Consider the following 11,787-nt stretch of genomic DNA (forward strand, 5'->3'; position numbering starts at 1 on the left):
TAGTCAGTCCCTGGTCGATTGCCGGTGCCGTAGATCGACAAGTTACCGGGGTCAGAAATCCCAGCGCGCCGTCAGTTGCAGGTTGCGCGGTTCGCCGTAGAAACCGGTGCCGAAGTTGCCTAGACCGGTGTAATAGGTCTTATCGAACAGGTTCTTGACGTTGAGCGAAGTGCTCAGGTGTTCGTTGAAGCGATAGCGCGCCATCGCGTCGACCAGGAAGTAACTGTCCTGCGTGATGCGCACGTTCTGCTCGGTGCCGGGCTGGAACACTTCGCCGAAAAATTCGCTCTGCCAGCTGACACCGCCACCCAGAGTCATGTTTTGCCAGACGCCGGGCAGGCGATAACTGCTGAATATCCGCACCAATTGCTCTGGCGCGGTGGTTTGCAGGATCGAGGCGTACACCGGATCACCCTTGGCATCGCGGGTGTGGTTATAGGCGTAGCCGGCGGAGAGATTCCAGCCGTCGGCGATTTCTCCGGCCAGTTCGAACTCGAAGCCTTTGGTCGTCGCGCCTTGCACGGCCCGGTACACCGCCTGATTGTCGAAGCCGCTGACCTGTTCGGCGATGTTGTCCTGCTCGATGCGGAACACGGCAAAACTGGCGTTGAGCCGGCCGTCGAAGTATTCGGCTTTTATCCCCGCTTCGTAGCTATCGCCCTGCACCGGGTCGAGTATCTGGCCCGTGGCGTCTTTGCTCAATTGCGGTTGATAGATGCGCGTGTAACTGGTGTAGAGCGAGTACGTGTCATCGAGGTCGTAGACCACACCGGCATACGGTGTGACCACCCCGGTCTGGCGATAGCCGTCGCGGACATTGGCCGTATTCGGGTCGCTGTAATCGAGATGGTCGCTGGCGCTGAAATCACTGACGCGTGCGCCGAGGATCAGTGCCAGATCGTCGCTGACCCTGAAGCGCGTCGAGAGGTATGCGCCGGTCTGGCCTTGGCGGATGGCGTCCGTGCCGATCTGCGGGATATCCGGTTTGGCGAACTCGCCATGCCAGTCGAAAATGCTGCTGCTCAACGGCGGATAGACTGAGCCGTAGACCGGGTTGTCCTGGCGCGTGCTCATCGACATGAAACCGACGAGCACCTGATGCTCGCGACCGAACAGGCTGAACGGTCCGCCGAGGTTGAGATCGACATTGTCTTGCACCTCGTCGCCCTTGAATTTGCCCATGTAGAGGAACATGCCGTCGCCGCTCAGCGGGTCCGGATTGCCGCCGCTGGCCGAGCCGAGCAGGGTGTCGTGCTCGCGGTGTTTGCGGTCGTAGCTGATTTTCAGCGCCCAGTCGTTCTGCAGTTGCCGGGTGACGGCGGCAAACAAGGTCTGGTTGATAAAGTCGCGGCGACTCCAGTCTGTGGCCGGGTTGAACGAGCGCGAGAAATTCGTCCGCGAACCGTCGCTGTAGAACATCGGAAAACCGGTCCAGGTGGCACCGCGTGAGCGGGTGTTCTGTTGATCGAAACCAACGGTCAACAGAGTGTCCGGGTTTAGATCGGCTTCGACGATGGCGTAGGCGATGTCCTTGCTGTTCTGGTAGTGATCGGCGTAAGCGCTGCGTTCCTGATGGACGCCGACGAAGCGTGCGCGCAGGTTGTCGTTCAGCGGCCCTGCGATGTCGAATTCGCTGCGGTAGTTGTCCCACGAACCGACGCTGGCGCTGAGTGAGGCTTTGAACAAGGGCGTCGGGCGTTTGCGGATCAGGTTGACCGTGGCCGACGGGTCGCCCGAGCCGGTCGTCAGGCCCGTGGCACCCTTGATGATTTCGACGCGGTCGAAGGTCGCCATGTCGGTGCTGGTGGTGCCGTAGTCGTAGACGCCGTCGTAGTCGGTGTTGACGCCGTCGTACTGGAAATTGCTGATCGGTGCGCCACGGCTGGAAAACTCCCAGCGCTCGCTGTCGTAGTTCTGCACGCTGATGCCCGGCGCGCGGCGCAGCACGTCGGCGATGCCGTTGGCGCCCTGATCGTCGAGTTGCTGGCGGGTGATCACCGTGACCGATTGCGGGGTGTCGCGCAGGGACAGCGGCCGGCCGGTGGCGGAGGCGCTGAGGCCGGTGGTGTAGGCGTGAGTGTCTTCGGTGATGGCGCCGAGGGTTTTGGCGCTGATGGTGGTGGCGTCCAGTTGCAATGGATCTGCAGAAGCGGTGTCACGCAGGACATAACCGCCGCCGCTCAGGCGCTGCGCTTGCAGGCCGCTGCCCTTGAGGAGGATTTGCAAGGCCTGTTGTGGGGTGTAATCGCCGCTTAGACCGGCGCTGTGTTTGTCTGCCGCCAGATCATTGTGCCCGGCGATAAACACACCGCTCTGTTCGGCGAAGCGGTTGAGTGCGGTGACCAAGGAGCCGGGAGCCACTGCGTAATGCTGCTTCTGCACATCTGCCAGCGCCATCGACACGCACAACCCCGGCACGGCGGGTGCCATGGCCAGAGCAAAACGATAGCGGGCGAGGGTGGAGCGCAACATGGAGTTCCCGGGGGCGATCAACGACGTGAGGGCTATTGAGGTTAACCGGATGAACTTGCGAAAAGGGAACCGAGAGAAGAAAAAATCTTCAGACTTTCGGCCCGACGCTGACCCACCAGTTGAAGGTTTTATCGATGTGGATCGGCAACGCCGCCTCCAGTAGGCGCAAGGCTTGATCGGTGTCCTTGAGTGGAAATGAACCCATCACCGGCAGCGCGGCCACGGCCGGATCGCAATGCAGATGCCCCGGCCGATATTGGCTAAGTTCTTCGATCAGCTCGCCGAGCGGCAGGTTATCAGCCAGCAGCACGCCCCGGCGCCAGGCTTCGCGCGCTGGATCCGCTGAGGTCGCGGTGTTCAACCGGCCTGCGCTGAATACCAGTTGCTGACCGGCCTGCACCACTTGGCTATCGCCTTGGTGGTTAGTGGCCTCAACGGCGCCCTCGTAGACATTCAGCAGCGTGTTGCGATCATTCTGACGCACGCTGAAACGCGTACCCAGTGCGCGCATCCGGCCCTGTTCGGTCTCGACCCAAAAGGTTCGGCCGAGGTCTTTCGCGGTGTCGATCAGCACTTCACCAGAGCGCAATTGCAGCAAGCGCTGACGCGCATCGAAGCGCACGTTCAACGCGCTCAAGGCGTTGAGCCAGATTCGACTGCCGTCGCTTAGCGTGGCTTCGCGGGTTTCCCCTGTGTCGGTAGAGAGATCGGCGCTCAAGCGTTCGACCGAGTCCAGCAGCGGCGTGTTGCGCCCGACCGCCCAGCCCGTCAGCCCGGTGGCCGCGAGAATCAGCAAGCCTTTTAGCGACTGACGGCGGCTGATCGAGCTGCGCGCACTGTTGCGCAGGGTGTGGCTGACGGCTTCGCTTTCGTTCTGCAATGGCGCGAAACGCTGGCCGACCCGTTCGACATAACTCCATGCGGCCTGATGCTCCGGACTTTGCGCCAGCCACGCCTGCCAACGCAGACGCTCAGGCTCGGCGACCTGTTCGTCGTGTAATCGCACGTACCAGTTCGCCGCCTGCTCAAGGCTGGCATGGCTGAGTGTGTTCATGGGCTTACTCAATCAACAGGCCATCGAGCTCAGCTTCGAGGATCGCGCAATGCATCATTGCCTGAGCCAGATACTTCTTGATCATCCGCTCGCTGACGCCGATCTGTTCGGCAATCAGCTTGTAAGGCATGCCGTGCAGTTGCGCGAGGATGAACGCCTCGCTGACCCGTTGCGGCAGGCGCTGAAGCATGGCGTCCACTTCGTGCAGGGTTTCGACGATGATCGCCTGTTGCTCGGGGGAGGGCTGCAAGGCTGGCGGGCGGCTGGCGAGGGTGTCGAGCCAGGTCTGCTCGAGTTGCCGACGGCGCCAGTGATCGACGCACAACCCCCGGGCGATGGTCGCCAGATGGGAGCGCTCATGGACTTCGCCATTGAAGGCTTGCGGGCGCTTGAGCACGCGCACGAAGGTGTCGTGGGCGAGGTCGGCGGCATCCATCGTATTGCTCAGGCGTCGACGCAATAGCTCATGCAGCCAGCGATGGTGGCTGAGGTAGAGATTTTGCACGAGCGAGGCATCGGCGACGGTCATCAGCGCAAGCGTCCAGGGCGACCGTTACCGGTCTAAATAAGAATGGGTCGCGATTAAAGCAAAAGGACGGGGAGCGCGCAAATGATATTGGTTTGCTTTTAGGTGAAGGGTTTTTGGTTTCTGGCTTGGCGTAGTCGTAATGACCAGTGATCCGCCGCCTCGCTTGATTCCTGTGAGAGCGAGCCTGCTCGCGAAGACGTTGGCACAGTCGGAGTTTATGTTGCCTGACACACCGCTTTCGCGAGCAGGCTCGCTCCCACAATGGCAGCAGGGTTTCCAGAATCTGCAGTCAACGCAAAAACCTGTGGGAGCGAGCCTGCTCGCGAAGGCGTTGGCACAGTCTGAATCTGTATTGCCTGACATACCGCTATCGCGAGCAGGCTCACTCCTACAATGGATGGTGGAAATTCTGGGAGCTCAGCGGCGCTCAGCCATCATCAGCAATGACTGTGGTACTCGGCTTTGCGGGTGTTGTGGCTCTTGCAGGCTGGCCAGTTGGAACCCGGCCATGTCCAGCGCATTAAGCCAACTCGACAGTGTGCGGAAATACCAGGGCATCGGCTGCCACTGGCCCTTGAATCCCGCGAAGGTTTCTTCGCGCCAGCCATCCTGATAATCCCCAGCCGCCACAGCCCACGGATGCAGTGTCTGAATGACTAAAACCCCGCCGGGAACAAGCAGCGTATTCATCGCCGCAAGCAACGGGATGATGTCCTGATGCAGCAATGAAAAATTGGCGCAGATCAGGTCATAGTCGCGACCGATGTCGATCTTGCCATCGACCAGGATTTCATAAGAAGCGACATGCACCTGCGCCGTCCCCGCCAGACGCGCCGCTTCAATAAGCCGCGCATCGCCATCCACACCCACCGCATCAATCCCGCGATCCGCCAGCGCCCGCAACAGCCAGCCTTCACCGCAGCCGAGGTCGAGCACACGCTGCGGCTGCCGGCTCATGATCGCCAGCAGAATCGCCTGATCGGTAACCTGCTGGCGGCTTTCGATGCCGCCGCTGCGGATCACTTCGATCCAGGCATCAGCGTTGTCGTGCCAGCTCTGCAAAAGGCTGGACTCGGGGGAGGGCATGACGGTGTCCACTGTATCGAAAACCACAGTATGGACGTTGATCGCCAGGCGAGCCTTACGCGCACCAATCGCAACCCTAAACAGTGACGTATGTTCACGGCGATTTGGATAGTAGAGAAGGTGACTGTGCGGATCAGCACGATGGCTTGATGGGTTTTGCTCATCAAGCGACGGAGGGGCGAAGCGAAAGTGAGGGGCAGGGAACCCCTCACTCATTCGGTCTGCTGACTACTGCGGTACGCGCAGCTTGTCCAGCAGCCGGTTGACCAACAGCTCGTTCAGCATGATCACCTGTTGCAGCGCCAGCAGCGGTTTGCGCTCCGGGCCGCCTATTGAGTTGGCGATGTTACCGGCCATGGAGTGGGCGTATGAAAGTGATTCGCAAGCTTCGACCAACAGGGTTTCTTCATCCAGCGTGGGGGTCGACCAGATAGACCGGGCGAAAAGGGGGCGAGCTTGGTAAAGCGCCCAGTGCTTCGGGTCGCAGGTAGTAGTCGAGGGCGCGGTCGGTTGCCTCTTTGACCTTTTGCGGGTCAAGCGCGGGGTCGTGAGGGATCGGTGGGTTGGGCGTGATTTTGAACATGGATGAAACTCCTATCGCAGTTTAAGGAGCCATCACTCTCGCTACCAAACGAGTGGGTGGTGGCCATACGCGGGTTGGTAGACCGGCTGCAATAGGAACCCGGCGCTCACGAGTGAGCCCCACGCATGACTACCATTGAACTGAGCCTCCACAAAGACACAGCACAGGGTGTTGTCACACGGCTATTACAGACGGGCTACCAAACCCGATCACTGTTTTGCAGTGACAGGCAAACGATATAGCCCGGCCCATAGCCGTGTAAGCCGGCGGATTTTGGCGTACGCGTAGGTAACGACGCAAGGTGTTGTAGGGAGGATGGCGTAACGGTTTGTGTGCTTTAAACGCGATAACCGGATGACGTTTACCAATGGGCATTGCCGAGCAATGAGATCCAAATTCAGGAGTTTTACGGACTACAATTTTGGGTGTAATGACCTACAGATCTGCAAGAATCCGCCGACTTGTCTGCCTTGAAACAAGATCCTATCGTTTGCCGGTCAAAACTTAATCACTTAAGCTGGTCAGCATGAATACACATCCTTCGGAGGCTCCGATGGCCACCACCAGAAAGACCGACAAACCTGACAAAAAGGAAGTTCGTGATGAGCTGACATTCCTTGATGTTCGGCAAGCCGCGCGTGATGGGCAGAAAGTGTTCGATAAATTTGTGATCACTGGCAGGCTACCTATTACAAAGTAGTCCTGAATGCCAGCCATCAAGATTTCTGCGCTTTTCGAACAAATCACTAACTGGCAAAACTTCGCTGCACATTTTTATAACTACAAGGTGTGCGGTGAATTACCCGGGATTTTCGGGCGTGACGAACGACTCGATCTGACCGATATGCACCATATCCACCTTGCCAGTACTTCGTCACTGCAAGCTCGATGGGCAAAAATAAATCGTCAGTATTACCGCACTGTATTGGTTGACGACGCTGATACTGACTTTTGGCTGATCTATGCCTATGACGCGTTTCGGGATGAATATCTGTTACTGACGGTCACCGGCCCGGATGCGCATAACCGAAGCGAGTGGGGCTCATTTCTGCGCAATGTGCATTGCCAGATTGTTGAGCCTTGGACGCTGGGCAGGATTGCCTTTCCCGATTTGGACGATCTGTAATTTGCAGTCGAGCAGAGGAGGTGTCACATGAATCGATTGACTGGCGGCTGCCTGTGCGGCGATGTCCGTTTCGAAGTGACAGGTCAGCCCTACCGCATCGGCATCTGCCACTGCCTCGACTGTCGCAAGCGCCATGGCGCGCTGTTCGGCACCTCGGCAATATTTCCCGAGGATACGCTGAAAGTCACCGGCGAAACCCGCGACTACAACGGGCGCTTTTTCTGCCCGCGCTGCGGCTCACCGGTGTTCACGCGTTCGGCAGATGAAGTCGAACTCAATGTCGGGTCGCTCGATGAGCCTAATCAGTTCACACCCACTTACGAACTCTGGACTATTCGGCGCGAGTCGTGGCTACCGGCGCTGCCATTGGCTCACCACTACGAGCGTGATCGCGAAAGCACAAGTCGCACAGAGGAATAATGGACGTGAGCCCAATCACATCCCCCTTGTGGGAGCGAGCCTGCTCGCGAAAGCGGTGGGTCATTCAGCTCAAGTTCAACTGACAGATTGCTTTCGCGAGCAGGCTCGCTCCCACAGGGGGGAAGTGTATGGCTGCCAATGATCTCAGCCGCGAATAAACGCCAACAGATCCGCGTTGATCGTTTCGGCCTCCGTCGTCGGCATCCCGTGCGGGAACCCCGGATACGACTTCAGCGTGCCATTGGGCAGCAACTTCGCCGACAACGGCCCCGAATCCGCATACGGCACAATCTGATCATCCTCGCCATGCATCACCAGCACCGGCACCGTGACCTTCTTCAAGTCCTCGGTGAAGTCCGTCTGCGAGAACGCGACGATCCCGTCGTAATGCGCCTTCGCCCCGCCAATCATCCCTTGCCGCCACCAGTTGGCAATAATCCCTTCCGAAGGCGTGGCCCCCGGCCGGTTATAGCCATAAAACGGCCCGGTCGGAATATCCCGATAGAACTGCGCCCGGTTCGCCGCGAGTTGCGCCTGAAAGTCATCGAATACCGACTTCGGCAGCCCGCCCGGATTGCTCTCGGTCTGCACCATCAGCGGCGGCACCGCACTGATCAGCACACCTTTGGCGACGTTGTCCTGGCCATGCCGGGCAATGTAATGAATTACCTCACCACCACCGGTCGAATGACCGACATGCACGACATTCTTCAGGCCCAGATGATTAACCACCGCCAGCGTATCGTCGGCGTAATGGTCCATATCGTGCCCGTCCCAGACCTGGCTCGAACGCCCATGCCCACGTCGATCATGGGCAACCACCCGGAAGCCTTTGCCCAGAAAAAACAGCATCTGCGCATCCCAATCGTCCGAGCTGAGCGGCCAGCCGTGGTGGAAGTGGATCACCGGCGCGTCTTTCGGGCCCCAGTCCTTGTAGAAAATCTCGACGCCGTCTTTGCTGGTGACAAATCCCATGTTCGCAACTCCAGACCAATCTGATGGATAACCCGCGCGGTAATCGCGGACCGGTTTCGCTCATGACGAGTTTTCTACTGCGCTGGCTCAGTGCGAGCCGTTATCAACTGTAGGATTAAAGTCGACATCTGCATGACCGGTGGTCGCAACGTCTGGCTTCACGCGCAAATTAGGCTTTGCTGAAAGGGATAAGCCGAGGCGCGCGTAGGCTTTGATGGCCACAGCGACGCCCCTTCAGAACACCGTGAGTCTGAGGAAAATCCCCGATGCTGACCTTGAATATCAATGGCAAGGATCAGGAGCTCGATGTCCCCGCGGACATGCCGTTGCTCTGGGTCCTGCGCGATGTCGCGCACCTGACCGGTACCAAATTCGGCTGTGGCATGGCCCAGTGCGGGGCCTGCACCGTGCACGTTGACGGCGCGCCGTTGCGCGCCTGCATCACCCCCGCAACAGCTGTGGCCCACGGCCAGAAAATCCTCACCATCGAAGGCCTGTCCACCGACGGCTCGCACCCGGTGCAACAAGCCTGGGCCGAACTCGACGTGGTGCAGTGCGGTTACTGCCAGTCGGGGCAGATCATGTCTGCCGCCGCCTTATTGGCGAAAATCCCCAAACCCACCGACAGCGATATCGATCAGGCGCTCTCCGGCAATATCTGCCGTTGCGGCACCTATCCCCGCATTCGCGCAGCGGTTAAGCGTGCATCGGAAATCGGCTGATTCAATCTGTGGGAGATAGACGATGAACAGTCCTGTATCGCGTCGGGGTTTTCTCAAAGGCAGCGCCATGTTGGGCGGCGGGTTGGTGGTGGCGTTTGTCGTCCCCGGCGGCCACAAGTTTGCCTATGCGGCGGAAAATGAAGGCAAGGTTTTCGCGCCAAATGCGTTTTTGCGCATTGCAGCGGACAACAGCGTCACCGTGTTGCTCGGGCATTCGGAAATGGGCCAGGGCATCTGGACCGGCCTGACCATGTTGATTGCCGAAGAACTGGACGCGGACTGGTCGAAGATCCGCGTTGAGCACTCGCCCGCGTCAGCTGCGGATTACGGCATGCCGGGGTTTGGCGGCATGCAGATTACCGGCGGCTCGACGTCGACGTGGATGGAGTTCGACCGTTATCGGCTGGCAGGCGCAACGGCGCGGCAGATGTTGGTGGAGGCGGCGGCGAAGCGCTTTGAAGTGGCGCCATCGACGATTCGCACCGAATCGGGCGTGGTGATCGCCGGCGACAAACGCGCGACGTACGGCGAGCTGGCGGATGCTGCCGGGCAACTGCCGGTGCCGGATCCGAAGTCGATCACCTTCAAGGAGGCCAAAGACTGGAAGGTGATTGGCAAACCGACCAAGCGCCTCGACACACCGGAGAAAATCACCGGCCGCGCCAAGTTCGGCATGGATGTGCAGTTTGAAGGCCTGATGACGGCGATGGTCGCGCGGGCACCGGTATTCGGCGCCAGCGTCAAATCCTTCGAAGGCGCCGCAGCGCTGGCGATTCCCGGTGTGCACAAGGTGCTGCAAGTGCCCAGTGGAGTCGCGGTGGTGGCCGAGCATTTCTGGGCGGCGAAGCTGGGCCGCGATGCACTGAAGGTCGATTGGGACTTGGGATCGCTTGCCGACATGAGCAGTGAAAAACTGCTGGAGAGTTTCCGCAAACTGGCGGCGACGCCGGGCACTTCCGCCACCCAGGCTGGGGACGCGAACACCAGTTTCGGCAAAGCCGCGAAGAAAATCGACGTCGAATACAGCGTGCCTTATCTGGCTCACGCGCCGATGGAACCGCTCAATTGCACGGTGAAAATCAGCGCCGGCAAATGCGAGATCTGGACCGGCACGCAATTTCAGACGCTGGATCAAATGGTCGCCGGCAAGATCACCGGGCTGAAACCGGAGCAGGTGGAAATCCACACCGAATTCCTCGGTGGCGGTTTCGGGCGCCGGGCCAATCCGACATCAGACTTTGTCGCCGAAGCCGTGCAAGTGGCGAAAGCCGCCGCGATGCCGGTGAAAACCGTGTGGGCACGGGAAGACGATATTCGCGGCGGCTATTACCGCTCGATGTACCTGCATCAGGCCCGGGTCGGCCTGGGCGCCGATGGCCTGCCGATGAGCTGGCAGCATGTGCTGGTGGGGCAGTCGATCATGGCCGGGACGATGCTTGAGGCAACAATGGTCAAGAACGGCATCGATGTGACTTCGGTCGAGGGCGTGGCCGACAGTCCCTACATCAAGGATCTGGCGCATCATCAGGTCGATCTGCATTCGCCGAAAACCGGCATCAATGTGCTGTGGCTACGTTCGGTCGGTCACACTCACACGGGTTTCGTCATGGAATCGCTGATCGATGAACTGGCGACAGCGGCGGGCAAGGATCCGGTTGAGTACCGGCGAACGCTGCTCAAGGCGCACCCGCGCCACCTCGGTGTGCTCAATCTGGCGGTGGAAAAGGCCAACTGGGGTGCGCCGCTGCCGGACGGCCATGCCCTCGGCGTTGCGGTGCACGAATCGTTCGGCAGCTATGTGGCGCAGGTCGCCGAGGTGTCGCAGGACAATCTGGCGATTCGCGTGCATCGCGTGGTCTGCGCGGTGGATTGCGGGATTGCGGTGAATCCGCAGAGCATCGCCGCGCAGATGGAATCGTGCATCACCTTTGGCCTGAGCATGGCGCTGCACAGCAAGCTCACCGTGAAGAACGGCGGTGTGGTGCAGTCCAACTATCACGATTACCAGGTACTGCGGCTCAACGAAATGCCGGTGGTCGAAGTGCATATCGTCCCCAGTAGCGAGAAACCCGGCGGCATCGGCGAGCCCGGTGTGCCGCCGACCGCCCCAGCCGTGGCCAACGCGGTGTTCGCCCTGACCGGGCAACGCCTGCGCGAGTTGCCGCTGCAACTGTCGGGGGTGTGAGATGAAACGACATCTAGTGTTGGGCACGGTGATTTTGCTGGGGCTGGGCGGTTATGCCTCGGACTTGTTTGCCGATGATCAGGAAGCGCTGAAGGCGTTCGGCACGGTGCAGAAAGTCTTTCAAAGTCCGCGCTGCCAGAACTGCCACATTCCCGGCGATTCACCGTTGCAGTTCGACGCCGGTATCCCCCATGCGATGAACGTGGTGCGCGGCATGGACGGCAAGGGCGCCGCCGGTTTGCCGTGCGCGACCTGTCACGCGGAAAACAATCCGCCGGCCAGTTACGGCCCGCATGCACCACCAGGTGCGCCGCACTGGAGCCTGCCGCCGGCGGCGCACAAAATGGCCTGGATCGGCCTGCCTCCGGACAAACTCTGCGCGATGATCAAGGACCGCTCGAGCAACGGCGATCGCGACTTTGCCGCGCTGATCAAGCACGTCAGCGAAGACAAACTGGTGCTGTGGGGCTGGAATCCAGGGGCAGGGCGCGCGCCGGTGCCAGTGCCGCACGATATTTTCGTTACGCAATTCAAGCTTTGGGCCGATGCCGGCGGGCCGTGTCCAGTATCTGGCGGCTGATGCCCAGGGTGGTACAACGCTTCGACTGCAGTTGCTACCACTCGTCGCCACCTGT

11 protein-coding genes and 1 pseudogene are annotated in these 11,787 nt (G+C 59.9%); 6 read left to right on the forward strand and 6 right to left on the reverse strand.

What is annotated here, in order from left to right; translation table 11 throughout:
* Positions 1–51: 51 nt before the first annotated feature.
* From CKW17_RS01600 to CKW17_RS01620, 5 genes and pseudogenes are all read right to left on the reverse strand, one after another.
* The gene (locus CKW17_RS01600) at positions 52–2,472 is read right to left on the reverse strand and encodes a TonB-dependent receptor (RefSeq protein WP_095118407.1); all 2,421 of its coding nucleotides are present in this window, start codon (positions 2,470–2,472) and stop codon (positions 52–54) included.
* Positions 2,473–2,560: 88 nt separating this feature from the next.
* Positions 2,561–3,526: a FecR domain-containing protein gene (locus tag CKW17_RS01605; protein WP_095118408.1), complete on the reverse strand. Its 966-nt coding sequence runs from the start codon at positions 3,524–3,526 to the stop codon at positions 2,561–2,563.
* A 4-nt stretch (positions 3,527–3,530) separates the two neighbouring features.
* Positions 3,531–4,055, reverse strand: coding sequence for a sigma-70 family RNA polymerase sigma factor (locus CKW17_RS01610; RefSeq protein ID WP_095118409.1), 525 nt, complete (start codon positions 4,053–4,055; stop codon positions 3,531–3,533).
* A 417-nt stretch (positions 4,056–4,472) separates the two neighbouring features.
* Complete coding sequence (locus CKW17_RS01615; RefSeq protein WP_095118410.1) at positions 4,473–5,141, reverse strand: bifunctional 2-polyprenyl-6-hydroxyphenol methylase/3-demethylubiquinol 3-O-methyltransferase UbiG; 669 nt, start codon at positions 5,139–5,141, stop codon at positions 4,473–4,475.
* Between the two features lie 228 nt (positions 5,142–5,369).
* Positions 5,370–5,724: pseudogene (locus tag CKW17_RS01620) on the reverse strand (DUF6124 family protein).
* A gap of 553 nt (positions 5,725–6,277) precedes the next feature.
* Here CKW17_RS01620 and CKW17_RS30290 point away from each other — a divergent pair.
* The 3 genes from CKW17_RS30290 to CKW17_RS01630 are packed head-to-tail and all read left to right on the forward strand — an operon-like array spanning position 6,278 to position 7,270.
* Positions 6,278–6,424 carry a hypothetical protein gene (locus CKW17_RS30290; protein WP_162835975.1) on the forward strand — a complete coding sequence of 49 codons (147 nt, stop codon included), beginning with the start codon at positions 6,278–6,280 and terminating at the stop codon, positions 6,422–6,424.
* 6 nt (positions 6,425–6,430) lie between these two features.
* Complete coding sequence (locus CKW17_RS01625) at positions 6,431–6,850, forward strand: type II toxin-antitoxin system YafO family toxin (protein WP_095118411.1); 420 nt, start codon at positions 6,431–6,433, stop codon at positions 6,848–6,850.
* A 27-nt stretch (positions 6,851–6,877) separates the two neighbouring features.
* Positions 6,878–7,270, forward strand: a complete 393-nt coding sequence (locus CKW17_RS01630) for a GFA family protein (RefSeq protein WP_095118412.1) — start codon at positions 6,878–6,880, stop codon at positions 7,268–7,270.
* Positions 7,271–7,414: 144 nt separating this feature from the next.
* On the opposite strand, the gene CKW17_RS01635 is transcribed toward CKW17_RS01630, so the two are convergent.
* A complete protein-coding gene (locus CKW17_RS01635) occupies positions 7,415–8,245 on the reverse strand; it encodes an alpha/beta fold hydrolase (RefSeq protein WP_095118413.1) in 831 nt (276 codons plus the stop codon).
* 266 nt (positions 8,246–8,511) lie between these two features.
* On the opposite strand from CKW17_RS01635, the gene CKW17_RS01640 reads away from it, so the two are divergent.
* Genes CKW17_RS01640 through CKW17_RS01650 form a run of 3 tightly spaced genes read left to right on the forward strand, consistent with a single transcriptional unit; the run spans position 8,512 to position 11,732 of the window.
* Complete coding sequence (locus CKW17_RS01640; RefSeq protein ID WP_003224136.1) at positions 8,512–8,967, forward strand: (2Fe-2S)-binding protein; 456 nt, start codon at positions 8,512–8,514, stop codon at positions 8,965–8,967.
* A 22-nt stretch (positions 8,968–8,989) separates the two neighbouring features.
* The gene (locus CKW17_RS01645; RefSeq protein WP_095118414.1) at positions 8,990–11,152 is read left to right on the forward strand and encodes a xanthine dehydrogenase family protein molybdopterin-binding subunit; all 2,163 of its coding nucleotides are present in this window, start codon (positions 8,990–8,992) and stop codon (positions 11,150–11,152) included.
* A 1-nt stretch (position 11,153) separates the two neighbouring features.
* Positions 11,154–11,732 (forward strand): hypothetical protein, encoded by a 579-nt coding sequence (locus CKW17_RS01650; protein ID WP_095118415.1) that lies wholly within the window; start codon positions 11,154–11,156, stop codon positions 11,730–11,732.
* The last annotated feature ends 55 nt before the right edge of the window (positions 11,733–11,787 follow it).

The organism is Pseudomonas sp. Irchel s3f10 (assembly GCF_900187515.1).
Classification (GTDB): domain Bacteria; phylum Pseudomonadota; class Gammaproteobacteria; order Pseudomonadales; family Pseudomonadaceae; genus Aquipseudomonas; species Aquipseudomonas tensinigenes.

Excerpts from the sequence above, each read along its gene's own strand:
- CKW17_RS01635 (WP_095118413.1), bottom strand. The coding sequence starts at position 8,245 with ATGGGATTTGTCACCAGCAAAGACGGCGTCGAGATTTTCTACAAGGAC.
- CKW17_RS01600 (WP_095118407.1), bottom strand. The coding sequence starts at position 2,472 with ATGTTGCGCTCCACCCTCGCCCGCTATCGTTTTGCTCTGGCCATGGCA.
- CKW17_RS01645 (WP_095118414.1), top strand. The coding sequence starts at position 8,990 with ATGAACAGTCCTGTATCGCGTCGGGGTTTTCTCAAAGGCAGCGCCATG.
- CKW17_RS01610 (WP_095118409.1), bottom strand. The coding sequence starts at position 4,055 with ATGACCGTCGCCGATGCCTCGCTCGTGCAAAATCTCTACCTCAGCCAC.
- CKW17_RS01605 (WP_095118408.1), bottom strand. The coding sequence starts at position 3,526 with ATGAACACACTCAGCCATGCCAGCCTTGAGCAGGCGGCGAACTGGTAC.
- CKW17_RS01615 (WP_095118410.1), bottom strand. The coding sequence starts at position 5,141 with ATGCCCTCCCCCGAGTCCAGCCTTTTGCAGAGCTGGCACGACAACGCT.
- CKW17_RS01630 (WP_095118412.1), top strand. The coding sequence starts at position 6,878 with ATGAATCGATTGACTGGCGGCTGCCTGTGCGGCGATGTCCGTTTCGAA.
- CKW17_RS01650 (WP_095118415.1), top strand. The coding sequence starts at position 11,154 with ATGAAACGACATCTAGTGTTGGGCACGGTGATTTTGCTGGGGCTGGGC.
- CKW17_RS01640 (WP_003224136.1), top strand. The coding sequence starts at position 8,512 with ATGCTGACCTTGAATATCAATGGCAAGGATCAGGAGCTCGATGTCCCC.
- CKW17_RS01625 (WP_095118411.1), top strand. The coding sequence starts at position 6,431 with ATGCCAGCCATCAAGATTTCTGCGCTTTTCGAACAAATCACTAACTGG.
- CKW17_RS30290 (WP_162835975.1), top strand. The coding sequence starts at position 6,278 with ATGGCCACCACCAGAAAGACCGACAAACCTGACAAAAAGGAAGTTCGT.